General features: G+C 71.4%; 24 protein-coding genes. 20 read left to right on the top strand and 4 right to left on the bottom strand.

The genetic code is table 11. The annotated features are described in order from the left end of the window. The first annotated feature begins 252 nt into the window (after positions 1 to 252). The 4 genes from ACGF8A_RS24405 (at position 253) to ACGF8A_RS24390 (ending at position 3,561) form a co-directional block, all read left to right on the top strand. Complete coding sequence (locus tag ACGF8A_RS24405; protein WP_393111578.1) at positions 253 to 1,239, top strand: heme o synthase; 987 nt, start codon at positions 253 to 255, stop codon at positions 1,237 to 1,239. 58 nt (positions 1,240 to 1,297) lie between these two features. Continuing rightward, complete coding sequence (locus tag ACGF8A_RS24400) at positions 1,298 to 1,618, top strand: hypothetical protein (RefSeq protein ID WP_393111541.1); 321 nt, start codon at positions 1,298 to 1,300, stop codon at positions 1,616 to 1,618. Between the two features lie 98 nt (positions 1,619 to 1,716). Next, on the top strand, positions 1,717 to 2,823 hold the full coding sequence (locus ACGF8A_RS24395; protein ID WP_393111539.1) for an amidohydrolase family protein: 1,107 nt from the start codon (positions 1,717 to 1,719) through the stop codon (positions 2,821 to 2,823). A gap of 309 nt (positions 2,824 to 3,132) precedes the next feature. Beyond that, the gene (locus ACGF8A_RS24390) at positions 3,133 to 3,561 is read left to right on the top strand and encodes a hypothetical protein (protein ID WP_393111537.1); all 429 of its coding nucleotides are present in this window, start codon (positions 3,133 to 3,135) and stop codon (positions 3,559 to 3,561) included. Here ACGF8A_RS24390 and ACGF8A_RS24385 read toward each other — a convergent pair. Genes ACGF8A_RS24385 through ACGF8A_RS24375 form a run of 3 tightly spaced genes read right to left on the bottom strand, consistent with a single transcriptional unit; the run spans position 3,516 to position 6,278 of the window. Then, a complete protein-coding gene (locus ACGF8A_RS24385; protein WP_393111535.1) occupies positions 3,516 to 4,541 on the bottom strand; it encodes a heme A synthase in 1,026 nt (341 codons plus the stop codon). The genes ACGF8A_RS24390 and ACGF8A_RS24385 overlap by 46 nt on opposite strands. 46 nt (positions 4,542 to 4,587) lie before the next feature. Then, a complete protein-coding gene (locus ACGF8A_RS24380) occupies positions 4,588 to 5,358 on the bottom strand; it encodes an ABC transporter permease (RefSeq protein ID WP_393111533.1) in 771 nt (256 codons plus the stop codon). Beyond that, entirely contained in the window at positions 5,355 to 6,278 is a 924-nt protein-coding gene (locus ACGF8A_RS24375; RefSeq protein WP_393111531.1) for an ABC transporter ATP-binding protein, read from the bottom strand. Before ACGF8A_RS24375 ends, ACGF8A_RS24380 begins: the two co-directional genes overlap by 4 nt. Before the next feature lie 370 nt (positions 6,279 to 6,648). On the opposite strand from ACGF8A_RS24375, the gene ACGF8A_RS24370 reads away from it, so the two are divergent. The 13 genes from ACGF8A_RS24370 to ACGF8A_RS24310 all read left to right on the top strand — a co-directional run bounded on the left by ACGF8A_RS24370 (position 6,649) and on the right by ACGF8A_RS24310 (position 16,483). After that, complete coding sequence (locus tag ACGF8A_RS24370) at positions 6,649 to 7,386, top strand: helix-turn-helix transcriptional regulator (protein ID WP_393111529.1); 738 nt, start codon at positions 6,649 to 6,651, stop codon at positions 7,384 to 7,386. After that, on the top strand, positions 7,383 to 8,804 hold the full coding sequence (sufB, locus tag ACGF8A_RS24365; protein WP_393111527.1) for a Fe-S cluster assembly protein SufB: 1,422 nt from the start codon (positions 7,383 to 7,385) through the stop codon (positions 8,802 to 8,804). Before ACGF8A_RS24370 ends, sufB begins: the two co-directional genes overlap by 4 nt. Positions 8,805 to 8,891: 87 nt before the next feature. Further along, a complete protein-coding gene (gene sufD, locus ACGF8A_RS24360) occupies positions 8,892 to 10,076 on the top strand; it encodes a Fe-S cluster assembly protein SufD (RefSeq protein ID WP_393111525.1) in 1,185 nt (394 codons plus the stop codon). Continuing rightward, positions 10,073 to 10,393 carry a bifunctional 3-phenylpropionate/cinnamic acid dioxygenase ferredoxin subunit gene (locus ACGF8A_RS24355; RefSeq protein ID WP_393111523.1) on the top strand — a complete coding sequence of 107 codons (321 nt, stop codon included), beginning with the start codon at positions 10,073 to 10,075 and terminating at the stop codon, positions 10,391 to 10,393. Before sufD ends, ACGF8A_RS24355 begins: the two co-directional genes overlap by 4 nt. Positions 10,394 to 10,400: 7 nt before the next feature. After that, positions 10,401 to 11,186, top strand: coding sequence for a Fe-S cluster assembly ATPase SufC (sufC, locus tag ACGF8A_RS24350; protein ID WP_393111521.1), 786 nt, complete (start codon positions 10,401 to 10,403; stop codon positions 11,184 to 11,186). Next, on the top strand, positions 11,183 to 12,439 hold the full coding sequence (locus tag ACGF8A_RS24345) for a cysteine desulfurase (protein WP_393111519.1): 1,257 nt from the start codon (positions 11,183 to 11,185) through the stop codon (positions 12,437 to 12,439). Before sufC ends, ACGF8A_RS24345 begins: the two co-directional genes overlap by 4 nt. Before the next feature lie 16 nt (positions 12,440 to 12,455). Then, entirely contained in the window at positions 12,456 to 12,926 is a 471-nt protein-coding gene (sufU, locus tag ACGF8A_RS24340) for a Fe-S cluster assembly sulfur transfer protein SufU (RefSeq protein ID WP_393111517.1), read from the top strand. Continuing rightward, positions 12,923 to 13,255 (top strand): metal-sulfur cluster assembly factor, encoded by a 333-nt coding sequence (locus ACGF8A_RS24335; RefSeq protein ID WP_093546390.1) that lies wholly within the window; start codon positions 12,923 to 12,925, stop codon positions 13,253 to 13,255. The genes sufU and ACGF8A_RS24335 overlap by 4 nt, the downstream gene beginning before the upstream one ends. Positions 13,256 to 13,361: 106 nt before the next feature. Further along, positions 13,362 to 13,682, top strand: coding sequence for a DMT family transporter (locus tag ACGF8A_RS24330; protein ID WP_393111515.1), 321 nt, complete (start codon positions 13,362 to 13,364; stop codon positions 13,680 to 13,682). Beyond that, on the top strand, positions 13,682 to 14,248 hold the full coding sequence (locus ACGF8A_RS24325) for a TetR/AcrR family transcriptional regulator (protein WP_393111513.1): 567 nt from the start codon (positions 13,682 to 13,684) through the stop codon (positions 14,246 to 14,248). Before ACGF8A_RS24330 ends, ACGF8A_RS24325 begins: the two co-directional genes overlap by 1 nt. Before the next feature lie 53 nt (positions 14,249 to 14,301). After that, positions 14,302 to 15,291 carry a 2,3,4,5-tetrahydropyridine-2,6-dicarboxylate N-succinyltransferase gene (dapD, locus tag ACGF8A_RS24320; protein ID WP_393111511.1) on the top strand — a complete coding sequence of 330 codons (990 nt, stop codon included), beginning with the start codon at positions 14,302 to 14,304 and terminating at the stop codon, positions 15,289 to 15,291. Between the two features lie 232 nt (positions 15,292 to 15,523). Next, complete coding sequence (locus tag ACGF8A_RS24315; RefSeq protein ID WP_393111508.1) at positions 15,524 to 16,093, top strand: hypothetical protein; 570 nt, start codon at positions 15,524 to 15,526, stop codon at positions 16,091 to 16,093. A gap of 153 nt (positions 16,094 to 16,246) precedes the next feature. Further along, entirely contained in the window at positions 16,247 to 16,483 is a 237-nt protein-coding gene (locus ACGF8A_RS24310) for a hypothetical protein (RefSeq protein WP_393111506.1), read from the top strand. A 91-nt stretch (positions 16,484 to 16,574) separates the two neighbouring features. On the opposite strand, the gene dapA is transcribed toward ACGF8A_RS24310, so the two are convergent. Beyond that, positions 16,575 to 17,567: a 4-hydroxy-tetrahydrodipicolinate synthase gene (dapA, locus tag ACGF8A_RS24305; RefSeq protein WP_393111504.1), complete on the bottom strand. Its 993-nt coding sequence runs from the start codon at positions 17,565 to 17,567 to the stop codon at positions 16,575 to 16,577. A gap of 592 nt (positions 17,568 to 18,159) precedes the next feature. On the opposite strand from dapA, the gene ACGF8A_RS24300 reads away from it, so the two are divergent. The 3 genes from ACGF8A_RS24300 to ACGF8A_RS24290 all read left to right on the top strand — a co-directional run bounded on the left by ACGF8A_RS24300 (position 18,160) and on the right by ACGF8A_RS24290 (position 19,922). Continuing rightward, positions 18,160 to 18,579 (top strand): phage holin family protein, encoded by a 420-nt coding sequence (locus ACGF8A_RS24300; protein ID WP_393111502.1) that lies wholly within the window; start codon positions 18,160 to 18,162, stop codon positions 18,577 to 18,579. Next, positions 18,576 to 19,067, top strand: coding sequence for a DUF3618 domain-containing protein (locus tag ACGF8A_RS24295; protein WP_393111500.1), 492 nt, complete (start codon positions 18,576 to 18,578; stop codon positions 19,065 to 19,067). Before ACGF8A_RS24300 ends, ACGF8A_RS24295 begins: the two co-directional genes overlap by 4 nt. A 243-nt stretch (positions 19,068 to 19,310) precedes the next feature. Next, positions 19,311 to 19,922: an ArsR/SmtB family transcription factor gene (locus ACGF8A_RS24290; RefSeq protein WP_393111498.1), complete on the top strand. Its 612-nt coding sequence runs from the start codon at positions 19,311 to 19,313 to the stop codon at positions 19,920 to 19,922. Positions 19,923 to 19,941 lie beyond the last annotated feature (19 nt).

Here is a 19,941-nt window from a genome sequence, read left to right as displayed (position 1 = left end):
GAGTCATTCCAGACTGCCGGGAGTGTCGTCGATCCGCCTCCCGACCGGGTCGTTCCGCATTCGGCAGGTGAATACGCAGCCGCTCATCCGACTGCTCAATCGACGCTCTCCGCGCCCCTTGGAGCGCACCGTCCAACACGACCCCACCCCCGCGAAGGCCGCGGTATGGGCAACGTCTAGAGTGGCGTGGTACGCGCGAGCCTTTACCGGGACTTCACACGGTTCAGGTTTGCTGGGATGTCTCTGTCAGGGGTGTGCGTGACGGCCGTTGAATCCCGTCCTGCGGATGGGGGCACCTCCCATGCCGTTGAGGCAATGGGGGATATCGGGACGAGCCGGGGCCCGACTCACCGGCCGTTCGGGGCCCGGGTCAAGGCGTTCGTGGCGCTGACCAAGCCGCGGATCATCGAGCTGCTGCTGATCACCACGGTGCCGGTGATGTTCCTGGCCGAGCAGGGGGTGCCGGACCTCGGGCTGGTGCTCGTCACCTGCCTCGCCGGGTACCTCTCCGCGGGCGGCGCCAACGCGCTGAACATGTACATCGACCGTGACATCGACGCGCTCATGGACCGCACCTCGCAGCGTCCGCTGGTCACCGGAATGGTCAGCCCGCGCGAGTGCCTCGCCTTCGGCGTCGCCCTGGCGATCGCCTCCACCCTGCTGTTCGGTCTCGCCGTCAACTGGCTGTCCGCCTGGCTCGCCCTCGGCGCACTCCTCTTCTACGTCGTCGTCTACACGATGCTCCTCAAGCGCCGTACCTCGCAGAACATCGTGTGGGGCGGCATCGCGGGCTGCATGCCGGTGCTGATCGGCTGGTCCGCGGTGACGAACTCCCTCTCCTGGGCGCCGTTCATCCTGTTCATGGTCATCTTCTTCTGGACGCCGCCGCACTACTGGCCGCTGTCGATGAAGGTGAAGGACGACTACGCGCGTGTCGGCGTGCCGATGCTGCCGGTCATCGCGTCCAACAAGGTCGTCGCCAAGCAGATCGTGCTCTACAGCTGGGTGATGGTCGCCGTCTCGCTGCTGCTCACCCCGCTCGGCTACACCGGCTGGTTCTACACGCTGGTCGCGCTGGCGGCCGGCGGCTGGTGGCTGTGGGAGGCGCACGCCCTGCAGAACCGGGCCAAGGCCGAGGTGACCGGCGGGAAGCTCAAGGAGATGCGGCTGTTCCACTGGTCGATCACCTATGTGTCGCTGCTGTTCGTGGCCGTGGCGGTGGACCCCTTCCTGCGCTGACACAGGTCACAGGGCCCCGCTCTCGCCTGCTGATCTACTCGCGAGTAGCATCCTGGTCATGGCAGACACGCAGCAGGTTGACGCTAAGGCCGCGCGCAGGGTGGCCAAGCTGGCTCGGCAGATCGGCGCCTTCGCCAAGGCCCACGGAGGTGCCGAGGCCCAGGTCGCCTACCTCGGGCAGCGCGGCGCCCGGATCGTGCTGGTCGGCACGGACGGCGGCTGGGGCGACCTGGTGGCGCCGACGTACGCGACCGCCCAGCAGGCCGTCGAGAAGTCCGGCGTCACCGTCCACGAGTCCTTCGACGGCGAGTTCGCGGCGAAGGTGAAGACCGGCCCGTACGAGTGGAAGCGGATGGCCGGGATCCAGATCGGCGGCTGACGGTGTCTCCTGTCACAGGGCACGAGGGACGCAACACCTGACACCCGGTTCACCCGTTAGGACCCGTAGGAGTACGTGGTCCAGTCCCGGGAGCCCGGATGATCGAAACGCCGTCCCTCGTGGACCAGTACTGCCACGGCGTACTGAGAACGGAACTGGGCCTCGGCACCTTCGAGGCCCAGCTGGCCCGCACCGAGGGCCCGCCCGCCCCCGGCACCACCCTCTTCGACACCCAGACCGGCTTCGCGGTACGCCGCTGGTGCCCCCCGCTGCTCGGCCTGGAACCGCACTGCCCGCCCGCCCGCTATCTCGCCCGCCGTCGCGAGCTCGGCGTACCGGAGGCGGCCCGGCGGCTGCTGCGCGGCAGCGGCATCACCACGTATCTGGTCGACACCGGGCTGCCCGGCGACCTCACCGGCCCCCTCGAAATGGCATCGACCGCCACCGCGCAGGCGCGGGAGATCGTCCGTCTGGAGCTGCTGGCCGAGCAGGTCGCCGACACCTCCGGCACCGTCGAGTCGTTCCTGGCGAACCTCGCCGAGTCGGTGCACGGGGCCGCCGTGCACGCCGTCGCGTTCACCTCGGTCGCGGGCGTCCGGCACGGCCTGGCGCTCGCCCCCGAACCGCCGGGGCCGGGTGAGGTGCGCGGCGCCGCGGGCCGCTGGCTCGCCGGGCGCCGCGTCGGAGGCGAGCTGAGCGACCCGGTGCTGCTACGGCATCTGCTGTGGATCGCCGTCGCCTCCGGGCTGCCCCTCCAGCTGCACGCCGGGCTCGGTGAGCCGGGCCTGCGCATCGACCGCACCGACCCGGTGCTCCTGACGGACTTCGTCCGTGCGACGGCGGGCCTCGGCACCGACCTGGTTCTGCTGCACGGCTACCCGTACCACCGCCACGCCGCCCACCTCGCCGGCGTCTTCCCGCACGTCTACGCCGACTGCGGCGCGGCCCTGGTCCGCACCGGCGCGCGCGCCGCCACCGTGCTCGCCGAGATCCTGGAACTCGCCCCCTTCGGCAAGATCCTCTTCTCCAGCGGCGCCCAGGGCCTGCCCGAACTGCACGTGGTGGGCGCCCGGCTGTTCCGTGAGGCACTGGCGCGCGTCCTGGGCACCTGGGTCGCCGAGGGCGCCTGGTCGACGGCGGACGCCCAGCGGGTGGCGGGCCTCATCGCGGCGGGGAACGCGTGCAGGGTGTACGGGCTGGACTGAGCGGCACGGACTGGGCGGAGGCCGACCCGGGAACTGCTCGACGGTTTCCTCGCCGGACTCAGGCCGCTCGGGCCGCCGTCCGGGCGCACGGCTCGCTCGCCGGCGGCGACCACCAGGAGGGCCGCAGCGACCTCGACCCGATCGCGGTGCTGCCGGGGCCCGTGACGCCGCGTGTCGCGTGGCGGGTCGCGACGCCGCACAGCCGGCTGCGCAGCGAGCCCCTGGCGGACCGGCTGCACGGCAGCTGTCTCCCGCCCGATGCCCCGGGCGGCTCCCGGCGACCGCGTCTCAGGGGCGCACGGTCGGCTGATGCGCCGTCCCGTGACCCCTGTCACCCGCGACTTCGGCCGGGTGCTGTCCGGCCTGGCGCCGGCGGAGCCGCTCCCGCCCGCGCCGGAGCCGGAGCCCGCCGCCTTCGTCGTCCGCGACCAGCGGGGCTTCTGGCCGCCGGCCGTGCGCCGGGCAGGGCCGTGGACGCGGGACGCCTGGGCCGACGGAGGGCTGACGACCTTGGCCTGGGCGACCGTGGCCCTGCGGGAGGGGCGGCTGATCTCCGGACGGGAGGCACCGGACGCGCAGCCCGCCCTCGGAGCGCCCGCGGCGGTGGTCGAGGACATCCGCGAGCGGCGGTGCGGCAATCCCGCGCCGCCCGCCCCGGAGCGGACGGTGCGGCGGGGCGAGCTGACGCGGAGTTACCTGGGGCCGGCCATCGACGCGCCGGTGGCCGCGTACTCCTGAGGCGCCGGCGCCTCGGCCGGTAGATCCGCCGGGCGTTCACGCAGGGACAGGGCCACCCGCAGGACCGCGATCCACACCAGGCAGGAGCCCAGCATGTGCAGCCCGACCAGAAGCTCGGGCAGGTCGGTGAAGTACTGGACGTAGCCGATGACGCCCTGCGCGAGCAGCACCAGGAACAGGTCGCGGGTGCGGTTCAGCGGGCCGCGCGGGGCGTCGACGGCCTTGAGGACGAACCACAGCGCGAAGGTCAGCGTCACCACGATCCACGCCAGGACGGCGTGCACCTTGCTGACGGTCTCCCAGTCCACCGGCATGCGCGGTACGTCGCTGGAGTCGCCCGCGTGCGGGCCGGCGCCGGTGACCACCGTGCCGACCGCGATCAGCAGGACGCTCGCGGCGATCAGGCACCACATCAGCTGCCGCACGGCCGTGCCGACCAGCGGGCGCGGCGCCCCGTCGCCCTCCCGGGTGCGCTGCCACATCACCGCCGCCACCGTGATGAGCGCCGTGGTGGCGAGGAAGTGGGCCGCGACCGTGTACGGGTTGAGGCCGACCAGGACCACGATGCCGCCGAGCACGGCGTTGCTCATGACGACCCAGAACTGCGCCCAGCCCAGCCGCGTCAGGCTCCGGCGCCACGGCTTCTGCGCGCGGGCCGCGATGATCGCCCAGCCGACGGCCGCGCACAGCACGTACGTCAGCATGCGGTTGCCGAACTCGATCACGCCGTGCAGACCCATCTCGCGGGTCGTGGTCAGGGAGTCGGCCGTGCACTTGGGCCAGGTCGGGCAGCCGAGGCCCGAGCCGGTCAGCCGGACCGCGCCGCCGGTGACCACGATGAGCACCGACATGACGAGGGCGGCGAGCGCGGCCCGCCGAACCGTCCGGGAGGTGGGGGTCCAGCGCGCGGCGATGAAGGCGAGCGGGTTGCGCACGGCGGCTGCGGCGGCGGGGCGGGTCACGTTCGGCACGCGGACCATCGTAGGCCCGGGCTTGTGCACGCTTTCACTAGGGGCCCGCTCCGGGCTACTCCCAGCGGAAGAAGCGGCCCGCCGCCGCCAGCCCCACCACCGACCAGCCGGCCAGGATCCCCAGGTCGCCCCACGGCATCGCCGCCCCGTGCCGGAGCACGTCCCGAAGGCCGTCCGACAGCGCGGCGATGGGCAGCAGCCCGAGCACGCTCTGCGCGGCCTCGGGGAACTTGTCCAGCGGGACGACGACGCCCCCGCCGACCAGCAGCAGCAGGAAGACCAGGTTCGCCGCGGCCAGCGTCGCCTCCGCCTTGAGCGTGCCCGCCATCAGCAGACCGAGGCCGGAGAAGGCGGCCGTGCCGAGGACCAGCAGGAGCAGGACGGCGAACGGGTTGCCCTGCGGGGACCAGCCCAGGGCGAGGGCGATCACCGTCACCAGGATCACCTGGAGCACCTCGACGACCAGCACGGACACGGTCTTCGCGGTCATCAGGCCCCAGCGGGGGAGCGGGGAGGACGCCAGCCGCTTCAGTACGCCGTACCGGCGTTCGAAGCCCGTCGCGATGGCCTGGCCGGTGAAGGCCGTCGACATCACGGCGAGCGCGAGGATGCCGGGTGCGAGGAAGTCGACGGCCTTGCCCTCGCCGGTGTCGACGACGTCGACGGTGCTGAAGAGCGCCAGCAGCAGCGTCGGGATGATCACTGTCAGCAGCAGCTGCTCGCCGTTGCGCAGCAGCATCTTCGTCTCCAGCGCCGCCTGCGCCGCGATCATGCGGGGGAGCGGGGCGGCACCGGGCCTCGGAACGTAGGTACCGGCGCTGGTCATGACCGCAGCTCCTTGCCCGTGAGCTCGAGGAAGACGTCTTCGAGGGTGTGCCGTTCCACCGAGATCCGGTCCGGCATCACCCCGTGCTGGGCGCACCACGACGTCACCGTCGCCAGCAGCTGCGGGTCGACCTTGCCGACGACCCGGTACGCGCCCGGCGTCAGCTCGACGGCCGCGCAGTTGGCTGGGAGCGCCTTGAGCAGGGAGCCGACGTCGAGGCCGGGCCGGCCGGTGAAGCGCAGGGTGTTCTCGGCGCCGCCGCGGCAGAGCGCCTCGGGGGAGCCCTGGGCGATGACCCGGCCCCCGTCGATGATCGCGACGTCGTCGGCGAGCTGCTCGGCCTCGTCCATGTAGTGGGTCGTGAGGATCACGCAGACCCCGTCGGCGCGCAGGTCCCGGACGAGGTCCCAGGTGGCCCGGCGCGCCTGCGGGTCGAGGCCCGCGGTCGGCTCGTCCAGGAACACCAGCTCCGGGCGGCCCACGACGGCCATGGCCAGCGCAAGCCGCTGCTGCTGGCCGCCGGAGAGGCGGCGGTAGCCCGTGCGGCCGCAGCCGCCGAGGCCGAGGCGTTCGATCAGGGCGTCCACGTCCAGCGGATGCGCGTGCAGCCGGGCCACATGCCGGAGCATCTCGTCGGCGCGGGCGCCTGAGTAGACGCCGCCGGACTGGAGCATGACGCCGATCCGCGGCCGCAGCTCGCGGGACTGCCGTACCGGGTCGAGGCCCAGGACGCGCACCGTTCCGGAGTCCGGCCTGCGGTATCCCTCGCAGGTCTCGACCGTGGTCGTCTTGCCCGCCCCGTTGGGCCCGAGCACGGCGGTGACGCCCGCCCCGGCCCTGAGGTCGAGGCCGTTCACCGCGGTCCGGTCGCCGTACCGCTTCACCAGGGCCTGCACCTGGACCACGGGCTCACTTCGCATGGGTCCAGAGTCTAGGTACGTGTCCGGTCACCCGGACGGGCGGGTGCGGGAACTCCTCCGGACGGGGCCGGTGCGCCGCGGGCCACCGCTCGCTGAGGGCCCCGCGTCATTCGGCGGGGGCGACCGGACGCCGGCCGCTCCCCTTCACGGGCCGGGGTCGCGCGCCGCGCAAGAGGCCCGGTCGGAGGGGGTGCGGGCACCATTTCGGGTGTTCGGACGGGGGCCAGGCGAGCCGGCGAACCGCGCGTGACGTGATCGATCAAAGATCGTTTCCGCAGGTCAGCTTAGGTATGCCTAAGTGACGCAGGGCACCGTCCGCCGGATCGGGCGGCGCTTGTCAGGGTCGGAGGAATTACGCAACAATGGCGTTGTGAAAAACGTCGGCGAGGCTCGGGAGACCCCCACGGGGGCCCCTCAGGAGGAGTTCGCGACTGGAGAGCGCTCGACGCGCAACCGGGTCGCGCGATCCATCCTGGACCACGGCCCGTCGACCGTCGCCGAACTCGCCGGACGGCTCGGACTCACCCAGGCGGCCGTACGCAGGCACCTGGACGCGCTGGTCGCCGACGACGTGGTCGAGGCGCGCGAGCAGCGCGTCTACGGGGCGCGCACGCGCGGCCGTCCCGCCAAGGTGTTCGCCCTGACCGACTGCGGCCGCGACGCCTTCGACCAGTCCTACGACAAGCTCGCCGCCGACGCGCTGCGCTGGATCGCCGAACGGGAGGGCGGCAGCGAGGCGGTCGCCGCCTTCGCCCGCGCCCGGATCGCCGCCCAGGCGCGCGCGTACCGCCAGGCGGTCGAGGCGGCCGGGCCCGAGAAACGCACCGAAGCGCTGGCCAGGGCCCTGAGCGTGGACGGGTACGCTGCTACGGCGCGCAGCGCGCCCACCGGCGAGCAACTGTGCCAGCACCACTGCCCGGTCGCCCACGTCGCCGAGCAGTTCCCGCAGCTGTGCGAGGCCGAGACGGAGATCTTCGCCGAGCTGCTCGGTACACACGTCCAGCGGCTGGCCACCATCGCGCACGGCGACGGTGTCTGCACGACGTTCGTTCCCAAGACTTCCAAGACCCACGACACTGCAAGCACGGCCGGGAGGAACCCCGCATGACTCTCCCCACGGAGACTGCCCACCCCGAACTCGAGGGCCTGGGCAAGTACGAATACGGCTGGGCCGACTCCGACGTGGCCGGTGCCGCAGCGAAGCGCGGCCTGAGCGAGGCCGTCGTCCGCGACATCTCGGGCAAGAAGTCCGAGCCGGAGTGGATGACCAAGCTCCGCCTCAAGGGCCTGAAGCTCTTCGAGAAGAAGCCCATGCCGAACTGGGGCTCGGACCTGTCGGGCATCGACTTCGACAACATCAAGTACTTCGTGCGCTCCACGGAGAAGCAGGCGGAGTCCTGGGAGGACCTGCCCGAGGACATCAAGAACACGTACGACAAGCTCGGCATCCCGGAGGCGGAGAAGCAGCGCCTCGTCGCCGGTGTCGCGGCCCAGTACGAGTCGGAGGTCGTCTACCACCAGATCCGTGAGGACCTGGAGGAGCAGGGCGTCATCTTCCTCGACACCGACACCGCCCTGAAGGAGCACCCGGAGCTCTTCAAGGAGTACTTCGGGACCGTCATCCCGGTCGGTGACAACAAGTTCGCGTCGCTGAACACCGCCGTGTGGTCCGGCGGCTCCTTCATCTACGTGCCGCCGGGCGTGCACGTCGAGATCCCGCTCCAGGCCTACTTCCGGATCAACACCGAGAACATGGGCCAGTTCGAGCGGACCCTGATCATCGTCGACGAGGGTGCCTACGTGCACTACGTCGAGGGCTGCACCGCCCCGATCTACAAGTCGGACTCGCTGCACTCCGCGGTCGTCGAGATCATCGTCAAGAAGAACGCCCGCTGCCGCTACACGACCATCCAGAACTGGTCGAACAACGTCTACAACCTGGTCACCAAGCGCGCCGTCGCCTACGAGGGCGCGACCATGGAGTGGATCGACGGCAACATCGGCTCCAAGGTGACGATGAAGTACCCGGCCGTCTACCTGATGGGCGAGCACGCCAAGGGCGAGACCCTGTCCATCGCCTTCGCGGGCGAGGGCCAGCACCAGGACGCCGGCGCCAAGATGGTCCACATGGCGCCGAACACCTCGTCCAACATCGTCTCCAAGTCGGTTGCGCGCGGCGGTGGCCGTACGTCCTACCGCGGTCTGATCGAGATCGGCGAGGGCGCCCCGGGCGCCAAGTCGAACGTGCTGTGCGACGCTCTGCTCGTCGACACCATCTCCCGCTCGGACACCTACCCGTACGTGGACGTCCGCGAGGACGACGTGTCCATGGGCCACGAGGCGACCGTCTCCAAGGTCTCCGAGGACCAGCTCTTCTACCTGATGAGCCGCGGTCTGAGCGAGTTCGAGGCGATGGCGATGATCGTGCGCGGCTTCGTCGAGCCGATCGCCAAGGAGCTGCCCATGGAGTACGCCCTGGAGCTCAACCGGCTGATCGAGCTGCAGATGGAAGGCGCGGTCGGCTGAGGCCCGCCATCCGGTACGGCAGCAGGCGGCCCGCCCCCGGGGCGGGCCGAGGATCGCAAACGCAGGAAAGAGAGCAGACCGACAGCCATGGCTGAGGCCCAGAACATCCCGGTGGGTTCGACCACCGCCGGCTCGATCGCGGTCGCCGCGGAGTCGACCGTCGTCTCGCGCATGAGCGCGCCGCCCTCCTTCGACGTGGCGGACTTCCCGGTCCCGCACGGCCGTGAGGAGGAGTGGCGGTTCACCCCGCTGGAGCGCCTGCGCGGGCTGCACGACGGCACCGCCGTCGCCACCGGCGAGGGCGTCAAGGTCGAGGTCGAGGCCCCCGCGGGCGTCGTCGTCGAGACCGTGGGCCGCGACGACGCGCGGCTCGGCAAGTCCGGCACACCGGTGGACCGCGTCGCCGCCCAGGCGTACTCGGCCTTCGAGAAGGCCGGGGTCGTCACCGTCCCCAAGGACACGGTCCTCACCGAGCCGATCCGCATCGCCGTGCACGGCGAGGGCGGGGTCGCCTACGGCCACCAGGTCGTCGAGCTGGGAGCCTTCGCCGAGGCCGTGGTCGTCATCGACCACACCGGTGACGCCGTGCTCGCCGGCAACGTCGACTACATCCTGGGCGACGGCGCCAAGCTGACCGTCGTCTCCGTCCAGGACTGGGACGACAAGGCCGTGCACGTGGCCCAGCACAACGCTCTCGTCGGCCGCGACGCCTCCTTCAAGTCCGTCGTCGTCACCTTCGGCGGCGACCTCGTACGCCTGCACCCGCGCGTCACCTACGCGGGCACCGGCGGCGAGGCCGAGCTGTACGGCCTGTACTTCACGGACGCCGGGCAGCACCAGGAGCACCGCCTGCTGGTCACGCACAACACCCCGCACTGCAAGTCGAACGTGGCCTACAAGGGCGCGCTGCAGGGCGACGAGGCGCACGCCGTGTGGATCGGCGACGTGCTGATCGAGGCCAGGGCCGAGGGCACGGACACCTACGAGATGAACCGCAACCTGGTCCTCACGGACGGTTCGCGGGTCGACTCGGTGCCGAACCTGGAGATCGAGACCGGCGAGATCGTCGGCGCCGGTCACGCCTCCGCCACCGGCCGCTTCGACGACGAGCAGCTGTTCTACCTGATGGCCCGCGGCATCCCGGAGTACGAGGCCCGCCGGCTGGTGGTCCGCGGCTTCTTCGCCGAGCTGGTCCAGCAGATCGGTGTCCCGGACATCGAGGAGCGGCTGCTCGCCAAGATCGAGGAGGAGCTGGAGGCGGCGGTCGGATGACCACCTTCGTACGCGCGTGCGCGCTGAGCGAGCTGGAGGAGGACACCCCCAAGCGGGTGGAACTCGACGGCACGCCGGTGTCCCTCGTGCACACCGAGGGCGAGGTGTTCGCGATCCACGACATCTGCTCCCACGCGAACGTCTCGCTGTCCGAGGGCGAGGTCGAGGACTGCCAGATCGAGTGCTGGCTGCACGGATCGTCCTTCGACCTGCGCACCGGCAAGCCGTCCGGCCTCCCCGCGACGCGCCCCGTCCCCGTATACCCCGTAAAGATCGAAGGGGACGACGTGCTCGTCTCCCTCACCCAGGAGTCCTGAGGCACCCATGGCAACGCTTGAAATCCGAGACCTGCACGTCACCGTCGAGGCCGACAACGCCACGAAGGAGATCCTCAAGGGCGTCGACCTCACCGTGAAGCAGGGCGAGACGCACGCCATCATGGGCCCCAACGGCTCCGGCAAGTCGACGCTCGCCTACTCGCTCGCGGGTCACCCGAAGTACACGATCACCGGCGGCACCGTCACCCTCGACGGCGAGGACGTTTTGGAGATGTCCGTCGACGAGCGGGCCCGCGCCGGCCTGTTCCTCGCGATGCAGTACCCGGTCGAGGTCCCCGGCGTCTCGGTCTCCAACTTCCTGCGCACCTCCGCCACCGCGATCCGCGGCGAGGCCCCCAAGCTGCGCACCTGGGTGAAGGAGGTCAAGGAGGCCATGGAGCGTCTCCACATCGACCCCGCCTTCGCCGAGCGCAACGTCAACGAGGGCTTCTCCGGCGGTGAGAAGAAGCGCCACGAGATCCTGCAGCTGGAGCTGCTCAAGCCGAAGGTCGCGATCCTCGACGAGACCGACTCCGGTCTGGACGTCGACGCGCTGCGCGTCGTCTCCGAGGGGGTCAACCGCGTCCGTGAGACCGGCGAGGTCGGCACCCTGCTGATCACCCACTACACGCGCATCCTGCGCTACATCAAGCCCGACTTCGTCCACGTGTTCTCGGCCGGCCGCATCGTCGAGTCCGGCGGCGCCGAGCTCGCCGACAAGCTGGAGAACGAGGGTTACGAGGCATATGCCAAGCTCGACGGAGTCGACACGAAGGGTGGCGTATCCGCGTGACACAGCTGCCGGGCCTCCTCGACACCGAGGCGCTCCGCAAGGACTTCCCCGTCCTGGACCGACAGATCCACGACGGCCGGAAGCTCGTGTACCTGGACAACGCGGCGACCTCGCAGAAGCCGCGCCAGGTGCTGGACGCCCTCAGTGAGTACTACGAGCGCTACAACGCCAACGTCCACCGCGGTGTGCATGTGCTCGCCGAGGAGGCCACGGCGCTGTACGAGGGTGCGCGCGACAAGGTCGCGGAGTTCGTCAACGCCCCCTCGCGCGACGAGGTGATCTTCACCAAGAACGCCTCGGAGTCCCTCAACCTCGTGGCGAACATGCTGGGCTGGGCCGACGAGCCCTACCGGGTGGACTCCGAGACCGAGATCGTCATCACGGAGATGGAGCACCACTCCAACATCGTGCCGTGGCAGCTGCTGTCGCAGCGCACGGGCGCGAAGCTGAAGTGGTTCGGCCTCACCGACGACGGCCGGCTCGACCTGTCCAACATCGACGAGATCATCACGGAGAAGACGAAGATCGTCTCCTTCGTGCTCGTCTCCAACATCCTGGGCACCTTCAACCCCGTCGAGGCGATAGTGCGCCGTGCGCAGGAAGTGGGCGCGCTGGTGTGCGTCGACGCCTCGCAGGCCGCGCCGCACATGCCGCTGGACGTACAGGCCCTCCAGGCCGACTTCGTGGCCTTCACCGGCCACAAGATGTGCGGCCCGACCGGCATCGGCGTGCTGTGGGGCCGCCAGGAACTGCTGGAGGACCTGCCTCCGTTCCTCGGCGGCGGCGAGATGATCGAGACCGTGTCGATGCACTCGTCGACGTACGCCCCCGCCCCGCACAAGTTCGAGGCGGGCACCCCGCCGATCGCGCAGGCGGTCGGCCTCGGCGCGGCGATCGACTATCTCAACGCGATCGGCATGGACAAGATCCTCGCGCACGAGCACGCGCTCACCGAGTACGCGGTCAAGCGCCTGGCCGAGTTCCCCGACCTGCGCATCATCGGCCCCACCACGGCCGAGGAGCGCGGCGCCGCAATCTCCTTCACGCTCGGTGACATCCACCCGCACGACGTGGGCCAGGTGCTGGACGAGCAGGGCATCGCGGTCCGCGTGGGCCACCACTGCGCCCGGCCCGTCTGCCTCCGCTACGGAATTCCTGCGACCACGCGAGCGTCGTTCTATCTGTACTCCACGCCGGCCGAGATCGACGCACTGGTCGACGGCCTGGAGCACGTACGGAACTTCTTCGGCTGAGGGGCGTGCTGAAACGGTGAAACTGGATTCCATGTACCAGGAAGTCATCCTGGACCACTACAAGAACCCTCACGGGCGTGGTCTGCGGGACGGCGATGCCGAGGTGCACCATGTGAACCCGACCTGCGGCGACGAGATCACGCTGCGGGTGAAGTACGAGGGCACGACCATCAACGACGTTTCGTACGAGGGCCAGGGCTGCTCGATCAGCCAGGCCTCGGCCTCCGTACTGAACGAACTCCTCGTCGGCAAGGAACTTGCCGAGGCGCAGCGGATCCAGGCGACCTTCCTGGAGCTGATGCAGTCCAAGGGGAAGCTCGAGCCGGACGACGCGATGGAGGACATCCTGGAGGACGCGGTCGCGTTCGCGGGTGTCTCCAAGTACCCGGCCCGGGTCAAGTGCGCCCTCCTGAGCTGGATGGCGTGGAAGGACGCGACGGCCCAGGCGCTGGGTGACGGCGCCGACGCCGAAAGGAAGACGGCATGAGCGAGACCGTGGAGATGAAACCGGCCTCGGAGGAGGAGCTCCGCGAGGCCCTGATGGACGTCGTCGACCCCGAGCTGGGCATCGACGTCGTCAACCTCGGCCTGATCTACGGCATCCACGTGGACGACTCCAACGTGGCGACCGTCGACATGACCCTGACCTCGGCGGCCTGCCCGCTGACCGACGTCATCGAGGACCAGGCCAAGTCCGCCACGGACGGCCTCGTCAGCGAGCTGCGGATCAACTGGGTGTGGATGCCGCCGTGGGGTCCGGACAAGATCACGGACGATGGGCGCGACCAGCTGCGCGCGCTCGGCTTCAACGTCTGAGGTCGCCCTCGCGGGCTTCTTCAGTGGCCCCCGGCGCACCGCCGGGGGCCACTTTTACGCCCTGCTTTATGTACGGGTGTACATAACGCTGGGTACCCTCGTACACATGGGATTCCTTCTGCTCGCCGGGGCCATAGCCGCCGAGGTGGCCGCCACCACCGCGATGAAGTACAGCCACGGCTTCACCAGGCTGGGACCGTCGCTGATCACCGCCCTCGGGTATGTGGTCGCGTTCGCGTTGCTGGCACAGACCCTGAAGACGGTTTCCGTCGGCACGGCCTACGCGATCTGGGCCGGCGTCGGCACCGCGGCGATCGCGGTGATCGGGATGCTGTTCCTGGGGGAGGGGATGAGCGTGGCCAAGGCCGCCGGGATCGCGCTGATCGTGGCGGGCGTCGTGGTGCTCAACCTGGGCGGGGGGCACTGATGGGCCGGCGGTACGACCCCGAGCGGCGGCAGCGGATCATCGACGCGGCGATCCGGGTGGCCGGCGCCAAGGGGATCGCCGGGCTCAGCCACCGGTCCGTCGCGGCGGAGGCCGATGTGCCGCTCGGTTCGACGACGTACCACTTCAAGACCCTCGACGACCTGCTGGTCGCGGCGCTGCGGCAGGCGAACGAGGGCTTCTCCAAGCTGGTCGCCGGACACGAGGCGCTGACCGATCCGCGGGCCGACCTGCCGGCCGAGCTGGCCGCCCTCCTCGGGGAGTGGCTCGCGGGCGACCGCACGGGGGTGGAGCTGGAGTACGAGCTGTACCTCGCCGCGCTGCGCCGCCCGGCGCTCGGACCGGTGGCCGCGGAGTGGGCGGAGGAGCTCGGCGTCCACCTCGCCCGCCGCACGGATCCGGCGAGCGCGCGGGCGTTGCTGGCGCTGATGGACGGCATCTGCCTGCAGGTGCTGCTGACGGGGGTGGCCTACGACGAGGAGTGGGCCCGGGAGGTGCTGGCGCGGGTCCTGCGTCCCGTGGCGGGCGCCGCCCCGCCCGCCACCTGAGACATCCCGCCGCTGGTTCGCATCCTTGGCCCCCCGCCGGTTAGGTTGCCCTCATGACCGACACGACTGCTCCTCGCACCACCGGCGCCGTGGCCGCCGGCCTTGCCACGATCGCCGCCGACGGCACTGTCCTCGACACCTGGTTCCCCGCGCCCGAGGTGGCCGCAGAGCCCGGCCCGGCCGGTACCGAGCGCCTCGACGCGGCGCGCACCGCCGAGCTGCTCGGTGAGCACGGCGTCGCGGCCCTGGGCAAGGACGAGGTGCGCGGCGTGGAGGTCGTGGCGGTCCGGACGGTCATCTCCTCGGTCGAGGACAAGCCGCTCGACACCCACGACGCGTACCTGCGCCTGCACCTGCTCTCGCACCGTCTGGTCAAGCCCAACGAGGCGAACCTGGACGGCGTCTTCGGCCTGCTCGCCAACGTCGCCTGGACCTCCCTCGGCCCGGTCGCCGTCGGCACCCTGGAGACCGTCCGGCTCGCCGCCCGCGCCCGGGGCCTGCACCTGAGCGTGTTCGGTGTCGACAAGTTCCCGCGCATGACCGACTACGTGGCCCCGGCCGGCGTCCGTATCGCCGACGCCGACCGCGTCCGTCTGGGCGCCCACCTCGCCGCGGGCACCACCGTCATGCACGAGGGCTTCGTCAACTTCAACGCCGGCACCCTCGGCACCTCCATGGTCGAGGGCCGGATCTCGCAGGGCGTCGTCGTCGGCGACGGCTCCGACATCGGCGGCGGTGCCTCCACCATGGGCATGCTGTCCGGCGGCGGCAAGGAGCGGGTCGCGATCGGCGAGCGGTCCCTCGTCGGCGCGGAGGCGGGCGTCGGCATCGCGCTCGGCGACGAATGCGTGGTCGAGGCCGGCCTCTACCTCACCGCCGGCACCCGCGTCACCCTGCCCGACGGCCAGATCGTCAAGGCCCGTGAACTCTCCGGCGCCTCCCACGTCCTCTTCCGCCGCAACTCCGTCACCGGCACGGTCGAGGCCCGCCCGAACAACGCGGAGTGGGGCGGCCTGAACGACGTACTGCACAGCCACAACTGAGCGTCGGCCGATGTCCTGACCCGCTGCTGAGCCGTCGGCAGTCGGTCGGCGTCGGATCTCATCGCCGAGCGCCCTCCCACGGCCCGAGGACGGCCGGGGAGGGCGTTCGTGTGCTGTCGAGAGCCCTCTTTGCCGCCGGGCGACGCCGAGCCGTGACGAACGGGGCACCGCGGCACCGCTGATGCGGACACCCCGGGCCGAATCTAGACTGGCGGGCGCACTGAGGATCCCTGTGCGGGGTGATGTGCACCCTCTCGGCGAAGTCGAGCTGAAGGACGTCCTCACGGAGGTGTACTCCCAGATGCGCACGCCGGTGTACGAGCTTCACATCCGCCCCATGTTCCGGCCGACGGACCGCGCCCACATGGCTGCCGCCATGAACCTGTGGACGTACGAGGACGTGGTCGCCCACGCGGACGAGATCCTGGAGCGTCTGGAAGCGGCGAACATGCCGCCGGTTTCGTCCGGCGGCCCGTGGCCGCAGGAGTGGATCGATCTCTTCAGACGGTGGAAGGACAGTGGCCTCAAGCGCCTCGAGCTCGGTACGGCGCAGTTCACCGTCACGCGCTCGGACAGCGAGGTCACGGTCAGGGCGACGGGTACGTTTCCCGCGGCGGGCTGCACCGGGTGGCTGCAACTGGAAAGTGAGTCCGACACGGCCAAGACCTACGTCCTGTACGTCGAGCCACCTGACTCCCCGGCGGCGGGTACGGCCGGGGAGTTCGAGTTCACGGAGCGGTACAGCCCTGCGGACACCCGAGCCGTCTTCGTCCGCGACAGCGCCGGCATCATCCAGCCCTGATCCGATACGGAACAGCCGCCACCGGCGCCCGCCGTCGATCGGAACGATCACTTAAAAGGATTACCCTCCGTTACCTCGGGTGGCTCCCGGCAGATGAATCCGGTGGACCCGGTGTCCGTCCGGATGCCGCAACGGTGAGACGAGGACTGAGCAATGACGAACGAGCGGGCGAAGATCACGGCGAGCCGGCTGGCCGGTGTGGTGGCCGCCGCGACGGTGTGCTGGCTTCCGGCGGGCGTCGCGCACGCCGACGAGACCAACACGGCCTCGCACAACGGTCCGCGGATCGGCCTGGTCAACCTGGGCCAGGTCGACGATCCCGCGGAGGACGTGCTGGAGCACTTCCGGCTGATCGGCAGCGAGCGGACGACGGAGAACGGCGCGTCCTGAACCGTCCGCGCCGTGAAAGCCGGGGCCGGGGGCCCCTGCCGCGTGGAGGCCATGGAGACATGGCGTGCGGCGGGGCCCCGGGCCTTCGCGGTCACCGGGGTCGTCGCCGCGCGTGCGGCGTGCGGTCCTCGGCTGCCACCAGTTCCTCGGCCGCCACCAGGTCCTCGGCAACGACCTCTTCGTCGGCCGTCGTCACTTGCCCGTACGCCGCCAGCAAGCGGTCCGTGGCGTCGGGGCCGGCAGCCCGCAGGGGTGGACGGACCGGGCCGGAGGGCAGGCCGAGGGCCGTCAGCAGTGCCTTGGCGGTGACCGTGCCGGGGAGGCCGGCGGCCATCATCGCCTCGACGAGTGGCGTGGCCTGCCGCTGGCGGCGGGCCGCTCCCGACGTGTCGCCCGCGTCGAAGGCGGTGAGTACCGAGTCGACGTACCGGGGGATCACGTTCGCCACCGTGCTGACGCAGCCCGCAGCGCCCACGGCGTACAGGGCGAGGATGTGCTCGTCGCAGCCCGCGTAGTACGCGAGGTTCGTGCGGGACAGGACCTTCTGGGTGCCCAGGAAGTCGTAGGAGCAGTCCTTGACGGCCACGATGCGGGGGTGCTCCGCGAGCCGGATCAGCGTCTCCGGCTCGATGCGGGTGCCGGTGCGGGCCGGGATGTCGTAGAGCGCGAGGGGCAGGCCGGACGCGTCCGCGACGTCGCGGAAGTGGGCCTCCACGGCGTCCTGCGGTGGCCGGTTGTAGTACGGGGTGACGACCAGGACGCCGTCGGCGCCCGCCTGCTCGGCCTGCAGGGTGAGGTCGATCGTGTGGCGGGTGTCGGAGGTTCCGACGCCCGCGACGACGGACGCGCGGTCCCCGACCGCCTCCCGGACCGCCCGGACGAGCGCCGCCTTCTCGGCGTCGGACGTGGTCGGCGACTCGCCCGTCGTGCCGTTGAGCACCAGCCCGTCGCAGCCCCGTGCCACCAGGCGGTCGGCGAGCCGCTGTGCGCCGTCCAGGTCGAGCGCCCCGGCCTCGGTGAAGGGCGTGACCATCGCGCACAGGGTGCGGCCGAAGGGCCGTGGGGCAGGGGAGGGGTTCGTCATGGGAGTAGTGTCGGCCGCTTGACCGTGTAGCTCCACTTAAATTTTCTACGATGTATCCGTAAGCGTTGTTTGTGTGAGGCGGGGTGGGGGGGGGGGGGGGGGGGGGGGGGGGGGGGGGGCGGGGGGGGGGGGCCGCCCCCCCCGGGGGGGGGGGGGCGGGCGGCGCCCGCCCCCCGCCCCCCCCCCCCCCCCCCCCCCCCCCCCCCCCCCCCCCCCCGCCAACGGGTGCGCGCGGTGCCGTCGGCCCCGGCCCCTCCCGGTACGGGCTGCCTGCGTGGCCGTACGTCCGTCTGCCTCGCTCCTTCGCCCGGCCTCTCGTCGGCGGCCGGCCGGGGGAGCGGCTGTGGACGGTCGCCGGGGCGGGGTCCGGGCTCCGGGGCGCCCGGACGATCATCGGCCGGGCGAGCTGAGCCGGGGCTGACGGCCGCCGGTCTCGGCGTAGGCGAACTCGTCGCCGAGGCGGCGCTGTTGCAGGTCCGCCTCGACCGGTTCCGGAGTCGGCCGGGGCGGCCCGGGGGCGGGGTGCGGCGAAGGGGTAGGGAGGGTCGGTGCGGGTACCCGGGTGTTCCGAACCGAGAGGAGGCGGAATGCCGTGACCGGGATCCCGGACGCCAAGCCCACGACCGAGGAGCACCACTCGGTGGGCGAACTCGTCGGCCAGGCAACCGAACAGCTGTCCCAACTCGTGCGGCAGGAAGTGAGCCTCGCCAAGGAGGAGCTGGCGGCCAAGGGCCGCCGCGCCGGCCGCGGCGGCGGGCTCCTCGGCGCCGCGGGCGCCATCGCCTACGCCGGGCTGCTCGCGCTCGCCGCCACGGCCATCGCCGCACTCTCGCTGACGCTGCCCGTCTGGGCCGCGGCTCTGATCGTCACGGCCGTGCTCTTCGCGCTCGCCGGGCTACTGGCCGCGACCGGCCGCGCACAGCTGCGCAGGGCGGCACCCCCCACGCCCGAGGAGACCCTCGGCAGCGTCAGGGCCGATGTCGAGGAGATCAAGGAAAGGGCACATCGATGACAGACAGGACGACGCAGGGTACCGGCGCCAAGGGGCCCGACGAGCTGCGCCGGCAGATAGCGCAGACCCGCAGCCAACTCGGCGACACGGTCGAGGAGCTGGCGGCCAAGGCGGACGTCAAGGGGCGGGCCAAGGCGCGCGCCGCCGACCTGAAGGACAAGGCCGGCGCGATGACCGTCCAGCTGCGCAGCAGCGCCGCCCAGGCCGGTCACGCCGTCCAGGGCAAGGCCGCCGAGGCCACTCACACGGTGCAGGGCAAGGCGGCGAAGGCGAACCACGCGGTGCAGGGCAAGGCGGCGAAGGCGAACCACGCGGTGCAGGGCAGGGCCGCGAAGGCGACCGAGGCCGTCGAGCACGCTGCCGTTCCGCAGCCGGTGCGTACGGTCGTCCTGGCCGGGCTGCGGCACCCCGGGCTGGCCGCGGGCGCGGCGGCCGGTGCGGTGGTCGTCGCGGCGGCGGTTCTGCGGCGGCGGCACGGCGGGCGGTAGGCGGCGTAAGGGCGCCGCCCGAGTCGCGGTGGAAGGGCGCCGCCCGAGTGGCGGTGGAAGGGCGCCGCCCCGGTGCGGGGGCGAGGGCGAAAGGCCGGCCGGTGGAGACACCGGCCGGCCTTTCGTGTGCGGCACGCGCGGCCCCCGCACCCCGCCCCGGACGCCGACTCCCGATCCCCGAAACCCCGTACCGACAACTCCAGCCGTCTGGACAAAAAGAGTTTTCGGTGAGACGGTGGTCCCATGCTGGACGTGACAGTGATCGAGGACCCCGAGGCCGCAGCCGTCTGTCTGGACCCCGTCCGGGCCGCGCTGCTCGCCCGGCTCGCCGACGGCCCTGCCTCGGCCGCGATGCTGGCAGGCCAGGTGGGGCTGCCCAGGCAGAAGGTGAACTACCACCTCAGGACGCTGGAGCGGCACGGCCTGGTCGAGCTCGCGGGGGAGCGCCGCAAGGGCAACGTCACCGAGCGGCTGATGCGGGCGACCGCTGCCTCGTACGTGATCTCGCCGCTGGCGTCGGCCGCCGTGCAGCCCGACCCGGACCGCTTCCGCGACCAGCTGTCCGCGCGCTGGCTGCTCGCGCTCGGCGCGCGGCTCGTACGGGACGTCGGCACGCTGATCACGGGCGCGGCCAAGGCCCGCAAGCGGCTGGCGACGTACGCGCTCGACGGCGAGGTGCGGTTCGCCTCGGCCGCCGACCGGGCGGCCTTCGTCGAGGAGCTGACGGCGGGCGTGACCGCGCTGATCCAGAAGTACGACGCCCCGGACGCGGAGGGCGGCCGGGCCCACCGGATCGTCGTGGCCGTCCATCCCACGGTCAAGCCCCAGCCATCCGCACCGGAAATCGACAGCTAGGACCACCGGTACCGCCGGT

Origin of the sequence: Streptomyces sp. NPDC047706, from assembly GCF_043204795.1 — a bacterium.
Taxonomy (GTDB): Bacteria; Actinomycetota; Actinomycetes; order Streptomycetales; family Streptomycetaceae; genus Streptomyces.
This window is presented reverse-complemented; position numbering and strand designations above follow the sequence as displayed.

What these genes read in the sequence shown, in the direction of transcription:
- sufC (WP_393111521.1), top strand. Translation starts at nt 10,401, where the DNA reads ATGGCAACGCTTGAAATCCGAGACCTGCACGTCACCGTCGAGGCCGAC.
- dapA (WP_393111504.1), bottom strand. Translation starts at nt 17,567, where the DNA reads ATGACGAACCCCTCCCCTGCCCCACGGCCCTTCGGCCGCACCCTGTGC.
- ACGF8A_RS24325 (WP_393111513.1), top strand. Translation starts at nt 13,682, where the DNA reads ATGGGCCGGCGGTACGACCCCGAGCGGCGGCAGCGGATCATCGACGCG.
- ACGF8A_RS24380 (WP_393111533.1), bottom strand. Translation starts at nt 5,358, where the DNA reads ATGACCAGCGCCGGTACCTACGTTCCGAGGCCCGGTGCCGCCCCGCTC.
- ACGF8A_RS24390 (WP_393111537.1), top strand. Translation starts at nt 3,133, where the DNA reads ATGCGCCGTCCCGTGACCCCTGTCACCCGCGACTTCGGCCGGGTGCTG.
- sufB (WP_393111527.1), top strand. Translation starts at nt 7,383, where the DNA reads ATGACTCTCCCCACGGAGACTGCCCACCCCGAACTCGAGGGCCTGGGC.
- ACGF8A_RS24385 (WP_393111535.1), bottom strand. Translation starts at nt 4,541, where the DNA reads ATGGTCCGCGTGCCGAACGTGACCCGCCCCGCCGCCGCAGCCGCCGTG.
- ACGF8A_RS24290 (WP_393111498.1), top strand. Translation starts at nt 19,311, where the DNA reads ATGCTGGACGTGACAGTGATCGAGGACCCCGAGGCCGCAGCCGTCTGT.
- dapD (WP_393111511.1), top strand. Translation starts at nt 14,302, where the DNA reads ATGACCGACACGACTGCTCCTCGCACCACCGGCGCCGTGGCCGCCGGC.
- ACGF8A_RS24310 (WP_393111506.1), top strand. Translation starts at nt 16,247, where the DNA reads ATGACGAACGAGCGGGCGAAGATCACGGCGAGCCGGCTGGCCGGTGTG.
- ACGF8A_RS24400 (WP_393111541.1), top strand. Translation starts at nt 1,298, where the DNA reads ATGGCAGACACGCAGCAGGTTGACGCTAAGGCCGCGCGCAGGGTGGCC.
- ACGF8A_RS24330 (WP_393111515.1), top strand. Translation starts at nt 13,362, where the DNA reads ATGGGATTCCTTCTGCTCGCCGGGGCCATAGCCGCCGAGGTGGCCGCC.
- ACGF8A_RS24375 (WP_393111531.1), bottom strand. Translation starts at nt 6,278, where the DNA reads ATGCGAAGTGAGCCCGTGGTCCAGGTGCAGGCCCTGGTGAAGCGGTAC.
- ACGF8A_RS24395 (WP_393111539.1), top strand. Translation starts at nt 1,717, where the DNA reads ATGATCGAAACGCCGTCCCTCGTGGACCAGTACTGCCACGGCGTACTG.
- sufD (WP_393111525.1), top strand. Translation starts at nt 8,892, where the DNA reads ATGGCTGAGGCCCAGAACATCCCGGTGGGTTCGACCACCGCCGGCTCG.
- ACGF8A_RS24295 (WP_393111500.1), top strand. Translation starts at nt 18,576, where the DNA reads ATGACAGACAGGACGACGCAGGGTACCGGCGCCAAGGGGCCCGACGAG.
- ACGF8A_RS24335 (WP_093546390.1), top strand. Translation starts at nt 12,923, where the DNA reads ATGAGCGAGACCGTGGAGATGAAACCGGCCTCGGAGGAGGAGCTCCGC.
- ACGF8A_RS24355 (WP_393111523.1), top strand. Translation starts at nt 10,073, where the DNA reads ATGACCACCTTCGTACGCGCGTGCGCGCTGAGCGAGCTGGAGGAGGAC.